The organism is Sphingomonas arvum (assembly GCF_026013565.1).
Taxonomy (GTDB): Bacteria; Pseudomonadota; Alphaproteobacteria; order Sphingomonadales; family Sphingomonadaceae; genus Sphingomicrobium; species Sphingomicrobium arvum.
In genome coordinates this window covers 1-18490 of record NZ_JAPDOB010000002.1, presented here as the reverse complement: position 1 = coordinate 18490, position 18490 = coordinate 1, and the positions used below count along the sequence as shown (strand labels likewise).

The following is an 18490-nucleotide window of genomic DNA, read 5'->3' as shown; positions in this document are numbered from 1 at the left end:
TGACGTCAGTCCTTCCAGCCCATGGCTTGCAGACGTGCCGTCATCACCGTCGCCTCCGCGCGGCGGCCCAGCCGATCCAGCAAATCGCGGTGACGGGCGAACTCACGCGGCGTCTCGGCTACGCCGCTCGGCCAAAGCGCCAGTGCCTGGGCCCAGGATCGCCGGGCGGCCGCCCGGTCGCCCATCGCGTTTTCGATGTCGCCCACCAGCATCTCGACCGTTGCGAGCGAGAAACGGTCCTCCACCCTGTCGGCCGTCGGTTCCGTCCGGATCTGGGCAAGCAGCTGCCCGGCATGGAGCATCGCCTGGCCGCGGTTGCCGCCGGCCAGGCTGAGGCGCGCCCGGTTCTCAAGGCACAAGCGCGCGTGCTTGGCCCACAATACGACCCGGTCCTTGCCGGCCACCCGCGCCGATCCCGCGCAGCCCGCTTCGTTGAAGCGGACCGCCTCGTCCAGCCGGCCGGCCTTCATCAGCAGCGCGGCGTGGTCCAGCCGGGTGCCGGCGCTGCGGTCCAGCCAGTCGCTGTTGCCTGGCTCCGTCCGCAGCAGGCTGTCGGACAGGCCGACGGAGCGCACCGACATGGCGAGAGCCTGGTCCCGCTGGCCGCTGGAGTTCAGCTCCCGGGCTGCCGAGCGTAACGCGATCAGCAGCCGCGACTGGAGGTCCAAGTCGTTCGGGTTGCGGCGTCGCAGCTGTTGAATAAGGCCGACCTGGCGTGACCGTTCGGCGAGCGCTGGCTGAAGCCGGCCGCCGCGTTCCAGCGCGTCGGCCAGGTAGCCGCGGGTCTCCACCTCCAGCTTGGCATATTCGAGCTCGCCGGGCGCCTGCTGGCGGAGCGTGGCCAAGGGACGCAAGGCGCCCTCGAACCGTGCCACCGCCGCCCGATAATCGCGCCGCCTGAGTTCCAGCGCCCCAAGGTTGCTGGCAGAGTAGACGCCCTCAAGTTGCCACTTGGGATTCGTTGGCGCGAGGACCATCATGCGGTCGGCCAGCCGCCGGTACTCGCCGAACCAGCGCGCCGCTTCGTCATAGTCGCCGCGGTTGGTAGCGATGTTGCCGATCCAGAAGACGTTTTGCGCATGGTCGAACAGGCGCTGCGGGTTGGCCGGGTCGCGGCGCAATGCTTCGGCCGTGCCGACGAAGCCTTCGCGGTAGCGGCGCAGCGCCCCATCCATGTCGCCGCGGCGCTGGGCGATGTCGCCCATCAGCGTCAGGGCGCGGCTGCGCTGGGCCAGTGCCTCGTCGCTCAGCGACGCCTTGTCCTGCTTCTCGTAGTAGCTCAGCACGCGTGCGCCGACCGCGTCCAGCGCGTCCAACCGACCGACGGGCTCCAGCTTGTCCTTCAGATCGCCGATCATGAAGCCGACCAGGCTCTCGGCCTCGCGGCGCTGCGCGCGGGCCTCGTCCCGGGCGTCGAAGGCGGTGACCGCCAGGCCGGTGGTCAGCAGCATACCGGCAGCTGAGCCAACGCTGATCAACGTCCACTTGCGCTGCCGCCGCCGCTCGTCGCGCTGGACCAGTTCGTCCAGCCTGAGATCGAGCATGCCGGCGACCAGCTTCAGCAGGCCCGCCTCACGCCCGTCACCCACCGCGCGCAGGTCGGCGGCGATCGGCTCGGCCGGCTCGCCCGTCGGCCGGCCGCGGGCGTCCAGCTTCTCTTTCAGCGCCGGCGGGAAACACTCCCGGTCAGGGTCGGTGGCGTGCGGCTCGCCCCCGAGGATCGCCGCCAGCACCTCTCCGTCCGGGCGGAGCCGCTTGAAGGTGCGGATCTCCTCGTTGACCCAGCGGCTCTTGGCCGCAGCGGGCGAGCACAGCACGATAAGGTGTCGTGAACATTCGATCGCTTCGCGGATCTCGGTGGTGAGGTCGCTGGAGGCGGCCAGCTCGCTGCGGTCCCGGAAGATGGGGGTGAGCTTGCGCGGCACGAGGAAGCGCTCGGCGCGGCGTCCGACCAGTTCGGGCGGCACCCGGAAACTTTCCAACGCCTTGTGCAGCCACTCGGCGTCGGCCGCGTCGACGTGGCTGTAGCTGAGGAATGCCCAGTAACGCTGCACGAACGGCGGCCGCAGACCGGCTCGGCGGGAGCGAACCGCACCTTGCCGATTGAGGACGGCTGATCCTTCCACTGCGTCGGGCCCCGAGTCTCTGCGCGGCGGCAATAACAGAAAATGAAGGGGGCTCCTATCGGCAATGGCGGCTTTCCGCCGCTCGCCCGCCTTGGTTCTGTCACCCGCCTCCTCTATATCGCGCCCATGTCCGCGATCCGCCCCTGGCGCACTATCGACCGCCGCCCGTCCCGCCAGATCATGGTCGGCAAGGTCCCCGTCGGCGGCGATGCGCCGATTACCGTTCAGACGATGACCAACACACCGACGTCCGACGCCAACGCGACGATCGGCCAGATCCGGCGCTGCGAGGAAGCGGGGGTCGACATCATTCGCGTGTCTTGCCCGGATGCGGACAGCACCGCGGCGCTACGCGACATCGTGCGCGCAGCCGAGGTGCCGATCGTCGCCGACATCCATTTCCACTACAAGCGCGCGCTGGAAGCGGCCGACGCGGGAGCGGCCTGCCTGCGGATCAACCCCGGCAATATCGGCTCGCCCGAGCGGGTCGCCGAGGTGGTCCGCGCCGCCAAGGCCAACGGCTGCTCCATCCGCATCGGCGTCAACGCGGGCAGCCTGGAGAAGCACCTGCTTGAGAAATATGGCGAGCCCTGTCCCGACGCGCTGGTTGAAAGCGCGCTGGACCATGTCCGCCTGCTCGAAGAGCATGACTTTCGCGAATACAAGATCAGCGTGAAGGCGTCCGACGTGTTCCTGGCGGTCGCCGCCTACACGCAGCTCGCGGGCGAGCTCGACTGTCCGCTTCACCTCGGCATCACCGAAGCGGGCGGGCTGATCGGTGGCACGGTGAAGAGTTCGGTGGGCCTGGGCATGCTGCTGTGGAGCGGGATCGGCGACACCATTCGCGTATCGCTCTCGGCCGAGCCGGAGGAGGAAGTGCGGGTCGGCTACGAGATCCTGAAGTCGCTTGGCATCCGCAACCGCGGCGTCCGGGTGATCTCCTGCCCGAGCTGTGCGCGTCAGGGCTTCGACGTGATCCGCACGGTGGAGCGGCTGGAGGAACGGCTGCAGCATATCCGCACGCCCATGTCGCTGTCGGTCCTCGGCTGCGTCGTCAACGGACCGGGCGAGGCGCGCGAGACGGACATCGGCATTACCGGCGGCGGCAACGGCCGGCACATGGTCTACCTGTCGGGGGTCACAGATCACCACGTGCAGGACGATGGCATGATCGATCACATCGTCCGGCTGGTCGAGGCCAAGGCGGCCGAGATCGAGGCGGCGCAGGCGCTGGTGCCCGAAGCCGCCGAGTAGCGGCTAACCTTCTCTTCACCTCTAGGCGACATGGTGCTTGTCGCCATGCTGCGCAGTGCCCTTGTCCTGATCGCGGTCGCGACCACGATCGGCGTGCTCATGCCGTCGAGCCAGTCGCCGGCGCCATTGCCGCCGTCGACCGCTCCGGACCTCACGATCTCGCAGCAGCCGTCCACGCCGGGGTCGCGCCAACTGTCCGGCAGCGGCATCATGAGCCTGGCCCGGCAGGGCGACGGCCACTTCTATGCCGACGCGGACGTGAACGGCGGCAACGTCCGCTTCGTGATCGATACCGGAGCGTCGGTCATCGCGCTGACCCGGCAGGATGCGGAGCGAGCCGGACTGACGATCAACGATGATGAATTCGAGGTGGTCGGCGAGGGTGCCTCCGGTCCGGTGATGGGCATGATGGTGGTCCTGCGCGAAGTGACGCTGGGCAGCCGCACGGCCCGCGATATCCCGGCGATGGTCCTGGCGGATGGAAACCAGTCGCTGCTGGGGCAGAACTTCCTGGCCGGTTTCGACAATGTCTCGATCGAGCGCGACCAGATGGTGCTGCGCTAAGGCCATTCACCCGCTAAGCGCGGCGCATGCACCGTCACATCCACCTCCTGCCGTTCGCCGCCGCCACCCTCGGCGTGGCGCTGTTCGCGGGGATGGACGCGGCGATGAAAGGGCTGGCGCTGGCGCTCGGCGCTTACTCGGCGATGCTGTGGCGACAGGCGTTCGCGGTGCTGTGCGCCGCACCCTTCTACCTCGGGTCGCGCGAGAACTGGCCCAGCCGCCCGGCTTTCCGCTTCCACCTGCTGCGCGGCGGAGTCAGCGCGGTCATGGCGGTGGCCTGGTTCTATGGCCTGGCGCGCCTCCCCATGGCCGAGGCGATTGCGCTGTCGTTCATCGCGCCGCTGGTCGCGCTCTACCTGGCCGCCGCGCTGCTCGGCGAGCGGATTGCGCGGCAGAGCATATTCGCATCCCTGCTGGGCATCGCCGGCATGCTGGTGCTGCTCGCGGCGCGGCTAGGCGACGGCGGCGGGGAGCGGCACCTCGACGGGGTGCTCGCCATCCTCGGCTCGGCGATGCTTTATGCCTGGAATCTGATCCTCATGCGGCAGCAGGCGCTGGTCGCCAGCCCAGCGGAAGTGAGCTTCTTCCAATCGCTGATCTCGGGGTCCTGGCTGCTGGCCTTCCTGCCGGTGGCAGCGCTGCTGTGGCCCGGCCAGCTTGGCTGGCCGGAGGGTACGCAATGGCTACTGCTGGCGCTGGCTGCCACCCTGACCGTCTCCTCGCTGTGGCTGCTGAGCTGGGCCTATGGCCGGTCGGAGGCGCAGGCGCTGGTGCCGGTTGAATATAGCGCCTTCCTGTGGGCGGTGCTGCTCGGTGCCGCGGTCTATGGAGAGGCGCTGCGCCCGACCACGCTAGCCGGAGCGGTGCTGATCGTCGCCGGCTGCCTGCTCGCCGCGCGGCGTCCGCGGCACGTGTCACCGATGGTCGAGGGAGCGATTTGATGGCGTGGTTCTTGCTGATCATCGGCGGCCTGTTCGAAGTCGGCTTCACCACCTCGCTGCGGTTCGTCGACGGCTTCCGCAACTGGCCATGGACGTTGGCCTTCCTCGCCAGCGTCACGCTGTCGATGGGGCTGCTCGAATATGCGGCTCGGACCATCCCTATGGGAACGGCCTATGCCGTGTGGGGCGGCATCGGCGCGGTCGGGACGGTGGTGGTCGGCATGGCCTTCTTCGCCGAGCCGACCACCACCGTCCGGGTGCTTCTGATCCTGGTGATCGTCGCCGCGATCGCCGGACTGCGGCTTACCGCTTGAGCAGCGGCGCGATCGCCGGGCTTTCCTCGATCGAGCGGAAGAACAGGGGGCCGGGCAGCGGCCCGCGGGCCTGTTCATAGGCGAAGCCGAGGCCGAGCAGCCGCTCCTCGCTCCACTTCGGGCCGATGAAGCTCAGGCCGACCGGCAGCCCCTTCACGAAGCCCATCGGCACGGTGAGGTGCGGATAGCCGGAGACCGCGGCCAGGCTGCCGGCGCCGCCGCCGCTGATCTGGTCCCCGTTGACGGCGTCGATCTTCCACGTTGGCGGCATGGTCGGCCCGACCAGCGCCACCACACCATATTGCTTGAGCAGGCGATCGATGCCGTTCGGACCCGCGGCCTGGAAGCTTGCCGCGCGGGCCTTGCGGTAGGCGGGATCGCTCAGGCCCTTGGTCTTCTCGGCCTGGAGGAAGGTCTTCTGCCCGAACAGCGGCATCTCGCGCGCGGCCTGGGCATTGTTGAACGCGATCACGTCGGCCAGCGAGCGGACGGGGATGTTGGCCGGGCTGCCCTTGAGGTAATCGTTGAGGCCCGCCTTGAGCTCCGTCAGCAGCACCTGAAACTCGTTGACGCCCATCTGGCCTTCGTCGAACTTCTTGATCTCGACCAAGGTCGCGCCCTGCGCCTTGAGCGTCCGCAGCGCCGCCTCGAATGGCTCGTCCGTGCCGAAGCCCGAAGCGAAGCGCATCACGCCGATGCGCTGGCCACGGAGGGCGTCGGCGCGGAGGTTCGCGGCATAGTCGCGCTTGCGGGCATCGGCTTCGCGGGTCGCGCGGTCGGCGGGATCGCTGCCGGCGATCACCGTCAGCAGCAGGGCCGCTTCGCGCACACTGGCGGTCATCGGCCCGGCAGTGTCCTGGCTTTCGCTTATCGGGATGATGTGGGTCCGGCTGACCAGGCCGACCGTGGGTTTCAGCCCGACAATGCCGTTGATTGCCGCCGGGCAGGTAATGGAGCCGTCCGTCTCCGTACCGATGGCCATGCGGGTCAGGCCGGCCGCGACCGCCGCCCCGCTGCCGCTGGAGCTGCCGCACGGGTTGCGGTCGAGCGCGAACGGGTTGCGGGTCTGGCCCCCGACCGCGCTCCAGCCCGAGATGGAATGGGACGAGCGGATGTTGGCCCATTCGGACAGGTTGGTCTTGCCGACCACGACCAGCCCCGCCGCCTTCATCCGCGCGACAAGCGGAGCGTCGCGGCCAGTCACGTTTCCGGCTAGGGCCAGGCTGCCCGCGGTGGTCGGCAGCGGCCCGGCGCTTTCGATATTGTCCTTGATCAGCACCGGTAGGCCGGCGAGCGGCCCGCGTGGTCCTGCGCGGTCGACACGTTGGGCCTGGGCGATGGCGGTGGGGTCGAGTGCGATCACGGAGCCGAGCTGGGGATCGATGCGAGCGATCCGCTCCTGTGCTGCGAGCACATTGCGCTCCGCTCGCCCCTGCTGTCCCGGCGGGCTCGGCGGCACCAAGGCCGCGTAGGGCGGCTCGGAGATCGGCGGCGAGGCCGGCTGGGCAAGGGCGGCCGTGGCGGTGGACATGAGCAGAACGGCGGCAAGCGGGATGAGACGCAACGGTCGATCCTCCAGAGATATCAGGCTTCTGCCAGTCACTGTTCCAGCTTGTTCACAGCGCCGCAAGAGACTTGGCCGCGGCGGCAGGCCGCCCACGGCACGACCGGGTGTCGGCAGCGGCTGCTGTTGCCACCTCGCCATTGGTGAGCTGCTGAACACCCGACTGTCAGGAGCCGGTGGTGTCAGCCGCGGACCGGTCGCTCGACAACGCGCCGGCAAGGCGCGGCGCCCGCCGCCGGATCACGGGCCGAAGTCTAGAATTCGGCGTCAGCCGCCCGCTTCAGACCCGCGCGGATCACTTCCATGGCTTCTTCACGGCTGCCCCAGCGGCCGACACGGGTCCACTTCTCGGGCTCCAGGTCCTTGTAGTGCGTGAAGAAGTGGCCGATCTGCTCCATCACGATCGACGGCAAGTCAGCCCGCTCCTCGACGCCTTCGTAGTAAGGCGAGGTCTTGGTCTCCGGCACCGCGAGCAGCTTCTCGTCGCCCCCCGCCTCGTCCTCCAGGAACAGGACGGCAATGGGCCGCGCGCGGACCACCGAACCCGGGAAAAAGGGCGAGCGGGCCACGACCAAGCAATCGAGCGGATCGCCGTCGTCGCCCAGCGTATGCGGCACGAAGCCGTAGTTCGCCGGATAGCGCATGGCGGTGTGCAGGATGCGGTCGACGAAGATCGCGCCAGACTTCTTGTCCAGCTCATACTTCACCGGCTCGCCGCCGACCGGCACCTCGATGACGACGTTGATGGATTCGGGCGGGTTGTTTCCCGCAGGTACGAGATCGAGGTTCATCGTGCTTCCAAAAGTTGATCGAGAGTGCCCTTGCCGCGGCCGGCCTTGACCAGGCGCGGGTAGCGGAGGCCGCCGTGCCAATCCAGCCGGACGGTGCGCAGTTCATCGCCGCTCTTAACCGCCAGTTCGATCGGCACGGAGGTGCCCTTAGCGGTGGTGATGGCCGTCTTCAGGGCATCGCCACTATAGCTACGCCCGTTGACCGCCTGGATCGTGTCGCCGACCGCGAGGCCGGCGTTGAACGCCGGGCTGTTCCAGATCACCCCGGAGATCCGGCCGTCGCCGCTGAGCGACAGGCCGCCCGAGTAGCTGAGATCGGTCGTTTTGCTGCGCGCCTCGCCCGACTTGATCCACTTGGTCGGCTGGTCGGTGTAGACGAGGTTGTAGCCGCCCTGGGTCAGGCCCTCGAGCGGCGGGGTGGCGGCGACCTCGTAGACCTTGGTGGTCAGGTAGGTGCGCCAGTCATAAGGCTGTACGCGGTTCAGCGTCGCGACGACTTCATCGAGGTCGTAGGTCACCTCGCCATAGTCGCCATCGCGCCCGCCGAAGAAAGCGCGGGCAAAATCGTCGATCGAGCGCCGACCGCCCGAGCGGGTGCGGATGATCCGGTCCACATCGGTCCAGATCAGCTGGCCTTCGGAGTAATAGTCCTCGCTCCGCTGCCAGCTGCGCCACGGCTGCGGCGCACGCTTGGCGATGGCGGGATCGTTAGTGGTGTCGACCAGCGGCCGCCAGCTGCGCCCCGGCGTGCCTTCGGAATAAGCCGCGGCCGTGGCGGCGAGCGCGTCCAGCGTGTCCTGCTTGGACAGCATGCCGGAGCGGGCGCCGAGCACATAGCCCCAGAACTGGGTCATGCCCTCATAGACCCACAGCAGCGAGCCGCGCATGGGAGTCTTGTAGTCGGGCGTCCACAGGTCCGCGCCGCGACGGTACTTGCCGTCCCAGCTGTGCGCATATTCGTGCGGCAGCAAGTTGCGCTCGCGCAGCACGCTGTCCCATTCGGTAAAATAGCCGCGCCGAACGCCATCCTCCGAGCTGCGATGATGCTCGAGCCCCGATCCACCGAGATTGTCTGAGATCGTCAGCAGGAAGTTGTAGTGATCGTAATGCTGGGCGCCGAACAGCTTCACCGCCTGATCGACCAGCCGCTTGTGCGCGGCGACCTGCTCCGGCGTGGCGGCGAGGTCGGCCGGCGTGTCACCGATCACGTCGATGCTGACCCGCGGGGTCAGCGGAATGTTGCGGTAGTTGCGCCCGGCGATCAGCGGCGAGTCCATCAGGATCTCGTAGCTCGTGACCGGATAGTCGATCCGGTTTCCGGTCTGCGCCTGCGGCCGTAGTGCGGTGCCGACCTGCCAGCCTGCCGGAACGATGACCGAAGCCTGGATCGGGATCTGGCGGACGAAGTAGCCGGCGGGGTAGAGCGAATTGGCGATCCACTGGATGCTCGCCATGTCCGGGGTCATGACGATCCGGCCCTGGCTGCCGTCGGTCGGCGAGACGTACTGGAATTCTACGTCGACGGCCTGCACGCCCTGCGGCACGTCAATGTGGAAGGCATAGACGTCGACCGGATCCCGGCGCCACTTGAGCAGCTGACCATTGGCGGTCGGGCGGAAGCCGGCAACCTTGTTGATCTGACCGCTGTCGGAATGGTTGCCGGGCAGCCACTCGGGATAGAGCAGGACGAGGTCGCCGGCCTGTGTCACGGGCACCCGCTCGCGGACGCGGAAGATGCCGCGCGCCGTGTCGGTGGCGTCGACGGTCAGCTGCAGCGTGCCCGGATAGGGCACGTCGCGCGCGGCGGGGATCATGTCCACGATCGGAACCGGCTGCGGACGGCTGTTCTGGGGCGGAACTGGCGACGCAGCGGCGAGGGCCAGGGGAGCCGCGAAGCAGAGCGCGGCGAGCGGGAGTTTGCGCATAAGGGCGCGCCTAGCCAATCCGGATGAGGGCCGCTAGTGGCACCGACGACTTTCCAATGGCCCAGATCAACATTCCCCAGCCCGTTCGCGGCACCCAATCGCTGCTTGGCGACGAGGCCGAGCGCTTCCATGCGGTCGTGTCCGCCTTCGAGCGGGTGCGCCGGCTGTTCGGATTCAGGCGGGTCGAAGTGCCGGTGCTGGAGCCCACGGCGGTGTTCGCCCGCTCGCTGGGCGAGACCACGGACGTGGTCTCCAAGGAGATGTACAGCTTCGAGGACCGGGGCGGGGACAGCATCACGCTGCGGCCCGAGTTCACGGCCGGGATCGCGCGGGCCTTCCTGAGCGAGGGGTGGCAGCAGTATGCGCCGCTCAAGGTCGCGACGCATGGCCCCGCCTTCCGTTACGAGCGCCCGCAGAAGGGCCGCTTCCGGCAGTTTCACCAGCTTGATGCCGAGATTCTCGGCGCGGCCGAGCCGCAGGCGGACGTCGAAGTGCTGTTGTTTGCCGACCAGCTGCTGAAGGAGCTGGGGATCGGCGACGGCGCGGTGCTGAAGCTGAACACGTTGGGGGATCCGGAGACGCGGGGCCGCTGGCGGGACGCTTTGTATGAGCACTTCCGTGCGGCTGCCGCGGACCTCAGCGAGGAGAGCCGCGACCGGCTGGAGCGCAATCCGCTGCGCATCCTCGATTCCAAGGCGCACGTGGATTGGCCAGTGGTCGACGCTGCGCCGCCGATCGACGACTTTCTGACGCCGGAGGCCGCGGACTTCTTCGCCGCCGTTACTGCGGGGCTCGATGCCGCCGGCGTGACCTGGGAACGAGCGCCGCGGCTGGTACGCGGGCTCGATTACTACCGCCACACGGCGTTCGAGTTCATGACCGATCGGCTGGGTGCACAGGGCACCGTGCTGGCCGGCGGCCGCTACGATGGGCTGATCGAGGCATTGGGCGGACCGCACACGCCGGCGATCGGCTGGGCGGCTGGAATCGAGCGCCTGTCGATGATGATCGACGCGCCGGCGCCTGAGAAGCCGGCCGCGGTGCTGGTGCCGATGGGTGCGGCCGGCGAAGCGGCGGCGGTGAGGCTGCTCGCCGACCTGCGCCGTGCAGGCATCGCTGCCGACATGGCGTTCCGCGGCAACATGAAGAAGCGGATGGCCCGGGCGGCTGCGGCGGGTGCCGCTTACGCGGTGATCTTGGGCGACGCGGAGGTGGAGAGCGGCACGGCGCAGGTGAAGGACCTGGCGACGGGCGAGCAGCGCGCGGTGGCTTTGGACCTGATCGACACCGCGGTGACCGCCTGATGCAGATCAGTTCGGAGCGCATTGCGCAGATCGAGGCGAAGAAGCAGGAACTGTCGGAGGCGATGGCGGCCGGCACCCTGCCGCCGGACGAGTTCGTGCGCCTGAGCAAGGAATACGCGCAGGTCGAGCCCGTCGCCGCGGCGGCGCGCGAGGTCCGCCGCCTACGGGCTGAGCGTGAGAGCCTGGCCGCGATGACTCGCGACGGCGACGAGGAGCTGCGCGCCATGGCGGCAGAGGAGCTGCAGCTGATCGAGGATCGGCTGCCCGAGGCGGAGCGGGCGCTGGCCGTGCAGCTGCTGCCTAAGGATTCCGCCGACGAGCGGGCGGCGATGCTGGAAGTGCGCGCCGGCACTGGTGGGGACGAGGCGGCGCTGTTCGCCGGCGACCTCCTGCGCATGTACCAGCGCTTCGCCGACGAACAGGGCTGGAAGTTCGAGCTGATCAGCGGTTCGGCCAGCGAGGTCGGCGGCTACAAGGAAGCGGTCGCTTCGATCAACGGCGCGGGCGTGTTCGCCCGGCTGAAGTTCGAAAGCGGCGTCCACCGGGTGCAACGGGTGCCGGCGACCGAGAGCGGCGGGCGGATCCATACCTCTGCGGCGACGGTGGCGGTGCTGCCCGAAGCGGAAGAGGTCGATGTGCAGATTGACGACAAGGACCTCAGGATCGACGTCTATCGCTCGTCGGGGCCCGGCGGCCAGTCGGTCAACACCACGGACAGCGCAGTTCGGATCACCCACCTGCCCACCGGGCTGGTGGTCATCCAGCAGGACGAGAAGAGCCAGCACAAGAACAAGGCCAAGGCGCTCAAGGTGCTCCGCACCCGCTTGTTCGAGTTGGAGCGCGAGCGGCTGGCGAATGAACGGGCCGGCGCGCGCCGCAGCATGGTCGGCTCCGGCGACCGCTCCGAGCGTATCCGCACCTACAACTTTCCGCAGGGGCGGGTGACGGATCACCGCATCAACCTGACCTTGCACAAGCTGCCCGAAATCCTGGAAGGGCCGGGCCTGAGAGACCTGACCGACGCACTGATCGCCGAGGACGAGGCGCAGCGGCTGGCGGGGCTGGAGGAGGCGTGAAGGCACTGCACCGGGCGCTCGCCGACGCTGCCCGGACGCTGGCACCAGGCAGCGATACGGCTCGCTTGGATGCCGAGCTGCTGATGGCCGAAGCGCTCGGCATCGAACGCGACCGGCTGCTGCTCGACCCGCCCGACCGGCCGGTACCCGAGCGCTTCTGGAGCATGGTGGAGCGTCGCCGGGGCGGGGAGCCGGTCGCTTACATCACCGGCCGACGAGCCTTCTGGAACGTGGAGCTGCACGTCGGCCCCGGCGTGCTGATCCCCCGCCCGGACAGCGAAACGCTGATCGCCGCGGCGCTGGAACACTTCGAAGGGCGGGCACCGCCGCGCCGGATCCTGGACCTGGGCACTGGGCCGGGAACGCTGCTGCTGGCGGCACTGGACCTGTGGCCCGAGGCGACAGGACTGGGAGTAGACGCGAGCCGCCGGGCCCTGTCCTATGCCGCCGCCAATGCCAGACGGCTGAGGCTGGACGAGCGTACCGAGTGGCGGCTGGGCGACTGGGCCGTCGGTATCCAGGAGTGCTTCGACCTGATCTTGTGCAATCCGCCCTATGTCGCGACCGAAGCCGCGTTGGGCCCAGGGGTCGCGGAGCATGAGCCGGCCGAGGCGCTGTTCGCCGGGCCGCAGGGACTGGACGACTATCGCCGGATCGCGCCGCAGATCGGGCGACTATTGTGTCCCGGGGGGCTCGCCGCGATCGAGATTGGCGCGGACCAGGGGGGTAGCGCCGCCGCCATCTTCCGCGCGGAAGGGTTGGAACCGGCTTTGGCGCACGATCTCAACGACCGGCCGCGAGCCCTACTGATCCAGGTGAATCACAATTAGCTTGGAAAAGCGCGGCCGAGGCCTTACATCAAGGATCAGCAGGGGGCCGCGCACCGCGCTTGTGAGAGCCCGACGCTCCCTTTGCTACCCCCCGATGACATCGGTCGTGACGGTGCCTCCACGGACGCCAAGCATGACGACTAGGGGCACCACGGCGCTTTAATCCGGCGTCGTGTGGCTGCCGCGTGATCGGAAGGGTCGGTTGTCACGCGCTGTGGAGAACAGGCGCCAGTGCGACAAGGAACAAGGATTTGATGAACAATCGTCAGAACGGCCGCCGTCGCGGCCGTGGTGGCCCACGCCCGCAAGGTATGGGCGGCGGTGGCAACGCGCGCGATAATCGCCAGCGCGGCAATGCGGCCCAGCTGCTGGAGAAGTACAAGAGCCTGGCGCGGGATGCGCAGCTCGCCGGCGACCGGGTGCAGACGGAATATTACCTGCAGTTCGCCGACCATTATTTCCGCGTGCTGGCCGAGACCCGGCCCCGCTTCGAGGAGCAGCGGCAGGGGCGCGACGAGGACGAGGACGGCGACGAGCTGGATTATGACGGCGAGGGCCAGGAGGGCGACGAGGAGCAGGCCGAGGCCCGCCCGCAGCGTCAGGACCGTCGTCGCGATCGGCCGGAGCGCGTCGAGCGTCCGGAACGTTCCGAACGCCCGGAGCGCCCGGAGCGCGCTGAGCGGCAGGAGCGTGGCGAGGGTGAAGGCGGCGAGCGGCGCGAGCGCTTTGCGCGCGACGAACGTCGGCCCCGGCGCGAGCGCTTCAATGGCGATGGCCGGGACAGTGCCGCCGAGCAGGACAATGCCGCCGAGGCACCGCGCATTGCGCAGGACATCCTGCCGCCGGCCATTGGCGTGAGCAGCGAGCCGGAACTGAGCGACAACGGCGACGAGGAGGCGCCCCGCCCGCGCCGCCGCACCCGTCGGCCCCGCGCCGTCGAAGGCGAAGGCGAGATCGCTCCGGCCGCCTGAGCGGCGCTTCGGCGACCAGAACAACGGGTCGGACCAGACAGTCCGGCCCGTTTTCGTTGCCTAGGGCGGCACTGATGCGGGCGTGCAACAGCGAACGCGGCATCGCGGCAACGAACCGTTGACAGCCATGTAACATTGTAACAGCTTGCCCACGATTACCTCCTGGGGAGCTTGCATGCGCCTTTCTCTCGGTATCGCTTTGGCGGTCTCCGCCGCATCTCTTCCGGCGCAGACCGTGCCGCCGCCGGATGCCAGCGCGCAGGGTGACGTGGCAGTCACCATCTACAACAACGACCAAGCGCTGGTGCAGGATCGGCGCGAGCTTAGCCTGCCGGGCGGCCGCTCCCGGCAGGAGTTCCCGGATGTATCGGCGCGGATCCGGCCAGAGACCGTCACGCTGACCGGCAACGGCCTGGGCATCGTCGAGCAGAACTTCGATTATGACCTGTTGTCGCCCTCGGCGCTGATGCAAAAGGCTGTTGGGGAGACGATCACGCTGGTCCGCATCAACCCCGCCAACGGTGCCGAGACCCGTGAGCGGGCGCGGGTGCTGGCGGCGAACGGCGGCGTGGTGTTGCAGATCGGCGACCGGATCGAGGTGCTGCGCGACGACGGGCTGCCGGTGCGGGTGATCTTCGACAAGGTGCCGGAAGGGCTGCGGCCGCGACCGACCCTCTCCGTGACCCTGGAGGCGCCGCGCGGAGGTCGCCAGCCTGTCACGCTGACTTATCTCACGCCTGGCCTCAGCTGGTCGGCCGACTATGTCGCGTTGTTCGATGAGCGCGCCGGGCGGATGGACGTGCAGGGCTGGATAACGCTGGCGAACGAGAGCGGCACCACCTATCGAAGCGCCAACACGGTGCTGGTTGCCGGTGCGGCCCGGACCACGAGCGACCGAGGCGGCTACTACCCGCCGCCACCGCCGCCACCCATGCGCCGCGCCGGGACGGAGACGGCCGGCCGGGAACGGCTAGGCGACTTCTACCTCTACCCGCTGCCTGAACGCACCACCATCGCGCAGAAGCAGCAGAAACAGGTCAGCTTCCTGGACGTCAGCGGCGCGCCCGCCGCACGCGCGTACGAGTATCGCAACGGCTGGCTTGCGACGGCCGAACAGCCGCAGAGCGTCAACAGCGTCCTGCGCTTCTCGACCGGGCGGCAACAAGGTTTGGGCGATGCGCTGCCCGCAGGTACGGTGCGGGTCTATCAGCGTGACAGCCGCGGCAATCCGCAATTCGTCGGCGAGTCGGAGATCGGTCACACGCCGATGGGCTCCGACGTCGGCCTGACTATCGGCCAGGCGTTCGACGTCAAGGTCCAGCCGACGGTAGAGCAGCGCACGCGAGTCGATTCAGGCGGCACCCGCTGGCGCACAGCGATGCGTTATCGGCTTACCAACGCGTCGCCACAGCCAGTTACGGTGGACCTGCTCCAGAGCGGCCTGTGGGGCGATACCCGGATCACCGCCGAGAGCCAGAAGAGCGAGCGACGCTCGGCCGACGAGGCGGTCTGGCGGGTCGCGGTGCCGGCTAACGGCGAGGCGACGGTCACCGCCACCTTCGACACCCGCTTCTGACGAGCCGCGCGGTGCGCGCTCTCTTTTTCCTGCTGCTGGTCACCGCCGCGCCAGCCGTCGCCCAGCCGGCGGTGACCTCGCCCGCGCCGGAGCGGGTGGCGGTGACTGTCTATCGCGACCTGAACCGCGGCACCGACCGGCCAAACCTCCGATGGCTGAACGGCTACGCGCTGATCAGCGAAACCCGTCGGGTGGCGCTGCCGGCTGGCGAGTCGGAGCTGCGCTTCGAAGGCGTAGCCGGCGGCATCCTGCCGCAGAGCACGATCGTCACCGGCTTTCCCAATGGCGTCGTGGAGCGCAACCAGGACGCACTTCTGCTCTCACCCGGGACCTTGCTCGACCGCAGCCTTGGCCAGCGTGTGTCGATCCGGCGGACCAGCCGGGCGTCCGGCCAGGTGCGCGAGGAGCAGGCGGTGATCCGTTCCGGCAGCGACGGGGCGGCCGTGCTGCAGACCGCGGCCGGGGTCGAGGCGCTGCGCTGCACGGGGCTGGCCGAAACGCCAGTCTACAATCGCGTGCCCGCCGGGCTGTCGGCCAAGCCGACCCTGTCCGTCCGCGTCCGCAGCGCGCAGCCGCTCAGCGCCACGGTGACCCTGTCCTACCTGGCGACCGGCTTCGACTGGCAGGCCGATTACGTCGCCACCCTCTCGGCCGATGAGCGCAGGCTCAGGCTGGCGGCTTGGTTGACGCTCGCCAATGGGGACGAGACCGGATTCGCCAACGCCGACACCCAGGCGGTGGCCGGCAAGCTCAACCGCGGCGATGCACAGCCGATCCGGCAGGAGGCGCGGCCGCTAAGCCTGCGCTGCTGGCCAAGCGGAACCACGAGTGACATCCCGCAAGAGGAGCCGCCGTCACCCTTGGCGCCGCCGCCGCCGCCTCCTCCGCCGCCAGCACCGATGGCCGAGCGCGGGGGCGAGGACATCGTGGTCACGGGCGCCAAGGTAATGGCGGAGCGCGAGCGGTTGGGCGATCTCCAGCTCTATCGTATTCCGATTCCGGTGACGGTGGCCGCCCGCAGCCAAAAGCAGGTGGCGCTGCTCGAGCGACCAAGCGTTCAGGTCGCACCAATCTATCGCGTGCGCCTCTACGCCGGCAACGACAACGAGCAAGGCGCGGCGCAGCTCGTGCTGACTTCCCGCAACCGGGAGCGCGAAGGATTGGGACTACCGCTGCCGGCCGGCGGCGTGCTGATCTTCCGGGAAGGTCGGGAACGCCCGCTCCTGATCGGCGAAGGACAGATCGACGACCTGGCTGTCGGCGAGGACGTGGAAATCCGGTTGGCGCAGGCACCGGGCGTGCGGTGGCGGCTCGAACCGTCCGATGGCGTCAAGCACGGGCGCGTGCTGACCGTCACCAACGACCGCACGGTGCCGGTTCGGCTGGAAGTCGAGCTGAGCGGCGATGGCCGCATCACTGGTGCCACCAACCTTGGCCGGCGCAACGGCGCACCATTATGGCTGGTCACCGTTCCCGCCAATGGTCACGCCACGCTGCCTTACCGCTACACGGATCGCGACTAGGTCCGGTCGACCAGGCGCGGGCGGTGCTGGTCGTCCAGCGCGACAAAGGTGAATAGCCCTTCCGTCACCTTGACCATCGTCTGACCGCGGTCGCGCTCGGCTACCACCTCGATGCGGATGCCAAGGCTCGTGCGACCGACCCGCTCGACGTCGGCGTAAACGCTGATCAGGTCCCGAAGCTCGATCGGGGCGATGAACTCCATCCGCTCGATGGCAACGGTCGCGACCGAGCCGTCGGCGCGGCGACCAGCGACGATGCCGGCGGCGATGTCCATCTGCGCCAGCACCCAGCCACCGAAGATGTGACCGTTGGCGTTGATGTCGCTGGGACCGGGGGTCACCCGGAGAATGGGGATACGATTGGTCATTCGGGCTCTCGTGGCTGGAGTTGGTCGCCGCTGCGATGGGCCTGCTCGTCGTGGCCGCTGCCCGAGCTGACGAAGGCCAGGGTCATGAGCGCAGTGCCGAGCAGCACGCTGAGGCCGGCGCCAAGCGCGGTGGCGATCAGCATGTGGATCTTGATGTCCGGCTCACCCCGCATGACGAAGTAGACCGCCGCCGCCGCCGCGAGGATCGCAACCAGGCTCATCCAGCGCATGATCCGGCGGAAGCGCATCCACGCCGATGCGCGGGGGCTGGGCAAGGGGTCTGGTCGGGGCATCGCGAGGCTTCCCTTTGTGCCGGGGAAGTGAGACGTTCAAGTCATTCGAGCTTCAGGAGGTCGCCATGAACGACATCGCCGCGGTGCTGAAGAGCAAGGGCAGCGAGGTCGCGACAATCGGGCGTGATGCCAGCCTCCGGCAGGCCGCCGCCGAGCTCACCCGGTTGCGAATCGGTGCCTTGGTGGTGGTGGATGGTGGCTCGGTCGTCGGGATCGTGTCGGAACGCGACCTCGTACAGTGCCTCGCGGAGCATGGCGGCGAGACCGTTGACCGCAGCGTTGAAACGGCAATGACCAGCGAGGTGGTGACGGCAGCAGCAGACACGCCCGTGCTGGGCGCCCTGGCGCTGATGACCAACCGGCGCATCCGGCACCTTCCGATCACCAGGGACGATTCGCTGCTCGGCATCGTGTCGATCGGCGATCTGGTGAAGTACCGGGTGGAGCGGATCGAGGCCGAGGCCGAGGCGATGCGCGCGTACATTCAGGGCGCCTGAAGGTTCAGCCGCAGATTAGCACAAGACCAGCCCTAATAAGGATCCACGCGCGTACGCGAGGACCCAAGCAAAAACATGCATTTGGGGGCTTGCGGGAATCTCCAGCCCGACTAAATGGCCCTCAGCGACGGACGCAGCGGCCTAGCGCAAAGCATCCGGAAGCTCCGAACAGCCAGCTGGTAAGTCGGGCCACGAAACGCAGTTTCGCGGCAACGGCTTGCAGTCTCCGAGAGGAGGTCAGGGCAGGTTGTACGGGCTGCTGTGAGGACCGCCTCCTTGAGGTTGTCCAAGCGGGCATTTGGAACCAACGCCGACCTTCAGAAACAAATCTGAAAAAAGGCGTTGACGGGCGGAACGGCCCACCATATATGCCCAATCACAGCAGCGGGGACGGCCTCACCGGGGTCGGTCTTCGCTTCGCGTCTCTCTCAGTCGGATTTACCGGCGCCCGGAACCACAAGGACCGGGATGAGGAACGCGTTGGCTCTTTGACATTGTCGGTTGAGATGAAGGGACATGTGGGCGGCGGCCCGGTTTCCGAGGGCCTCTGGGCTTCGGGTGATCGGTCAAATT

At 68.4% G+C, this 18490-nt stretch carries 17 protein-coding genes; 11 read left to right on the top strand and 6 right to left on the bottom strand.

The window, feature by feature from the left end; translation table 11 throughout:
* Positions 1-5 precede the first annotated feature (5 nt).
* Complete coding sequence (locus OMW55_RS07495) at positions 6-2054, bottom strand: TIR domain-containing protein (RefSeq protein ID WP_264882085.1); 2049 nt, start codon at positions 2052-2054, stop codon at positions 6-8.
* A gap of 198 nt (positions 2055-2252) precedes the next feature.
* Between OMW55_RS07495 and ispG the strand changes: the two genes are divergently transcribed.
* Genes ispG through OMW55_RS07475 form a run of 4 tightly spaced genes read left to right on the top strand, consistent with a single transcriptional unit; the run spans position 2253 to position 5199 of the window.
* A complete protein-coding gene (gene ispG, locus OMW55_RS07490; protein WP_264883960.1) occupies positions 2253-3380 on the top strand; it encodes a flavodoxin-dependent (E)-4-hydroxy-3-methylbut-2-enyl-diphosphate synthase in 1128 nt (375 codons plus the stop codon).
* Positions 3381-3425: 45 nt separating this feature from the next.
* Positions 3426-3944 (top strand): retropepsin-like aspartic protease family protein, encoded by a 519-nt coding sequence (locus OMW55_RS07485; protein ID WP_264882083.1) that lies wholly within the window; start codon positions 3426-3428, stop codon positions 3942-3944.
* Between the two features lie 26 nt (positions 3945-3970).
* The gene (locus OMW55_RS07480; protein ID WP_264882081.1) at positions 3971-4885 is read left to right on the top strand and encodes a DMT family transporter; all 915 of its coding nucleotides are present in this window, start codon (positions 3971-3973) and stop codon (positions 4883-4885) included.
* Positions 4885-5199: a DMT family transporter gene (locus tag OMW55_RS07475; protein WP_264882079.1), complete on the top strand. Its 315-nt coding sequence runs from the start codon at positions 4885-4887 to the stop codon at positions 5197-5199. The genes OMW55_RS07480 and OMW55_RS07475 overlap by 1 nt, the downstream gene beginning before the upstream one ends.
* On the opposite strand, the gene OMW55_RS07470 is transcribed toward OMW55_RS07475, so the two are convergent.
* The 3 genes from OMW55_RS07470 to OMW55_RS07460 form a co-directional block, all read right to left on the bottom strand.
* A complete protein-coding gene (locus OMW55_RS07470; RefSeq protein WP_264882077.1) occupies positions 5189-6763 on the bottom strand; it encodes an amidase in 1575 nt (524 codons plus the stop codon). The two genes, OMW55_RS07475 and OMW55_RS07470, sit on opposite strands and share 11 nt — an antisense overlap.
* A gap of 254 nt (positions 6764-7017) precedes the next feature.
* Positions 7018-7554, bottom strand: a complete 537-nt coding sequence (gene ppa / locus OMW55_RS07465) for an inorganic diphosphatase (RefSeq protein WP_264882075.1) — start codon at positions 7552-7554, stop codon at positions 7018-7020.
* Entirely contained in the window at positions 7551-9479 is a 1929-nt protein-coding gene (locus OMW55_RS07460) for a M61 family metallopeptidase (protein ID WP_264882073.1), read from the bottom strand. The genes ppa and OMW55_RS07460 overlap by 4 nt, the downstream gene beginning before the upstream one ends.
* A gap of 56 nt (positions 9480-9535) precedes the next feature.
* On the opposite strand from OMW55_RS07460, the gene hisS reads away from it, so the two are divergent.
* From hisS to OMW55_RS07430, 6 genes are all read left to right on the top strand, one after another.
* The gene (hisS, locus tag OMW55_RS07455; RefSeq protein WP_264882071.1) at positions 9536-10783 is read left to right on the top strand and encodes a histidine--tRNA ligase; all 1248 of its coding nucleotides are present in this window, start codon (positions 9536-9538) and stop codon (positions 10781-10783) included.
* Positions 10783-11859: a peptide chain release factor 1 gene (gene prfA, locus OMW55_RS07450; protein ID WP_407822126.1), complete on the top strand. Its 1077-nt coding sequence runs from the start codon at positions 10783-10785 to the stop codon at positions 11857-11859. Before hisS ends, prfA begins: the two co-directional genes overlap by 1 nt.
* The gene (prmC, locus tag OMW55_RS07445) at positions 11856-12689 is read left to right on the top strand and encodes a peptide chain release factor N(5)-glutamine methyltransferase (RefSeq protein ID WP_264882070.1); all 834 of its coding nucleotides are present in this window, start codon (positions 11856-11858) and stop codon (positions 12687-12689) included. The genes prfA and prmC overlap by 4 nt, the downstream gene beginning before the upstream one ends.
* Positions 12690-12943: 254 nt before the next feature.
* Positions 12944-13660, top strand: coding sequence for a DUF4167 domain-containing protein (locus OMW55_RS07440; protein ID WP_319950662.1), 717 nt, complete (start codon positions 12944-12946; stop codon positions 13658-13660).
* 175 nt (positions 13661-13835) lie between these two features.
* On the top strand, positions 13836-15236 hold the full coding sequence (locus tag OMW55_RS07435) for a DUF4139 domain-containing protein (protein WP_264882067.1): 1401 nt from the start codon (positions 13836-13838) through the stop codon (positions 15234-15236).
* Between the two features lie 11 nt (positions 15237-15247).
* Positions 15248-16759, top strand: a complete 1512-nt coding sequence (locus tag OMW55_RS07430; RefSeq protein ID WP_264882066.1) for a DUF4139 domain-containing protein — start codon at positions 15248-15250, stop codon at positions 16757-16759.
* Here the strand turns inward: OMW55_RS07430 and OMW55_RS07425 are convergent.
* Positions 16756-17127, bottom strand: coding sequence for an acyl-CoA thioesterase (locus tag OMW55_RS07425; RefSeq protein ID WP_264882065.1), 372 nt, complete (start codon positions 17125-17127; stop codon positions 16756-16758). The genes OMW55_RS07430 and OMW55_RS07425 overlap by 4 nt on opposite strands.
* Positions 17124-17420 carry a hypothetical protein gene (locus tag OMW55_RS07420; protein ID WP_264882064.1) on the bottom strand — a complete coding sequence of 99 codons (297 nt, stop codon included), beginning with the start codon at positions 17418-17420 and terminating at the stop codon, positions 17124-17126. The genes OMW55_RS07425 and OMW55_RS07420 overlap by 4 nt, the downstream gene beginning before the upstream one ends.
* Positions 17421-17485: 65 nt before the next feature.
* On the opposite strand from OMW55_RS07420, the gene OMW55_RS07415 reads away from it, so the two are divergent.
* A complete protein-coding gene (locus tag OMW55_RS07415; RefSeq protein WP_264882062.1) occupies positions 17486-17917 on the top strand; it encodes a CBS domain-containing protein in 432 nt (143 codons plus the stop codon).
* Positions 17918-18490: the final 573 nt, after the last annotated feature.

What these genes read in the sequence shown, in the direction of transcription:
- OMW55_RS07425 (WP_264882065.1), bottom strand. Translation starts at nt 17,127, where the DNA reads ATGACCAATCGTATCCCCATTCTCCGGGTGACCCCCGGTCCCAGCGAC.
- OMW55_RS07420 (WP_264882064.1), bottom strand. Translation starts at nt 17,420, where the DNA reads ATGCCCCGACCAGACCCCTTGCCCAGCCCCCGCGCATCGGCGTGGATG.
- OMW55_RS07435 (WP_264882067.1), top strand. Translation starts at nt 13,836, where the DNA reads ATGCGCCTTTCTCTCGGTATCGCTTTGGCGGTCTCCGCCGCATCTCTT.
- OMW55_RS07480 (WP_264882081.1), top strand. Translation starts at nt 3,971, where the DNA reads ATGCACCGTCACATCCACCTCCTGCCGTTCGCCGCCGCCACCCTCGGC.
- OMW55_RS07415 (WP_264882062.1), top strand. Translation starts at nt 17,486, where the DNA reads ATGAACGACATCGCCGCGGTGCTGAAGAGCAAGGGCAGCGAGGTCGCG.
- ppa (WP_264882075.1), bottom strand. Translation starts at nt 7,554, where the DNA reads ATGAACCTCGATCTCGTACCTGCGGGAAACAACCCGCCCGAATCCATC.
- OMW55_RS07475 (WP_264882079.1), top strand. Translation starts at nt 4,885, where the DNA reads ATGGCGTGGTTCTTGCTGATCATCGGCGGCCTGTTCGAAGTCGGCTTC.
- OMW55_RS07485 (WP_264882083.1), top strand. Translation starts at nt 3,426, where the DNA reads ATGCTGCGCAGTGCCCTTGTCCTGATCGCGGTCGCGACCACGATCGGC.
- ispG (WP_264883960.1), top strand. Translation starts at nt 2,253, where the DNA reads ATGTCCGCGATCCGCCCCTGGCGCACTATCGACCGCCGCCCGTCCCGC.
- OMW55_RS07440 (WP_319950662.1), top strand. Translation starts at nt 12,944, where the DNA reads ATGAACAATCGTCAGAACGGCCGCCGTCGCGGCCGTGGTGGCCCACGC.
- hisS (WP_264882071.1), top strand. Translation starts at nt 9,536, where the DNA reads ATGGCCCAGATCAACATTCCCCAGCCCGTTCGCGGCACCCAATCGCTG.
- prfA (WP_407822126.1), top strand. Translation starts at nt 10,783, where the DNA reads ATGCAGATCAGTTCGGAGCGCATTGCGCAGATCGAGGCGAAGAAGCAG.
- OMW55_RS07460 (WP_264882073.1), bottom strand. Translation starts at nt 9,479, where the DNA reads ATGCGCAAACTCCCGCTCGCCGCGCTCTGCTTCGCGGCTCCCCTGGCC.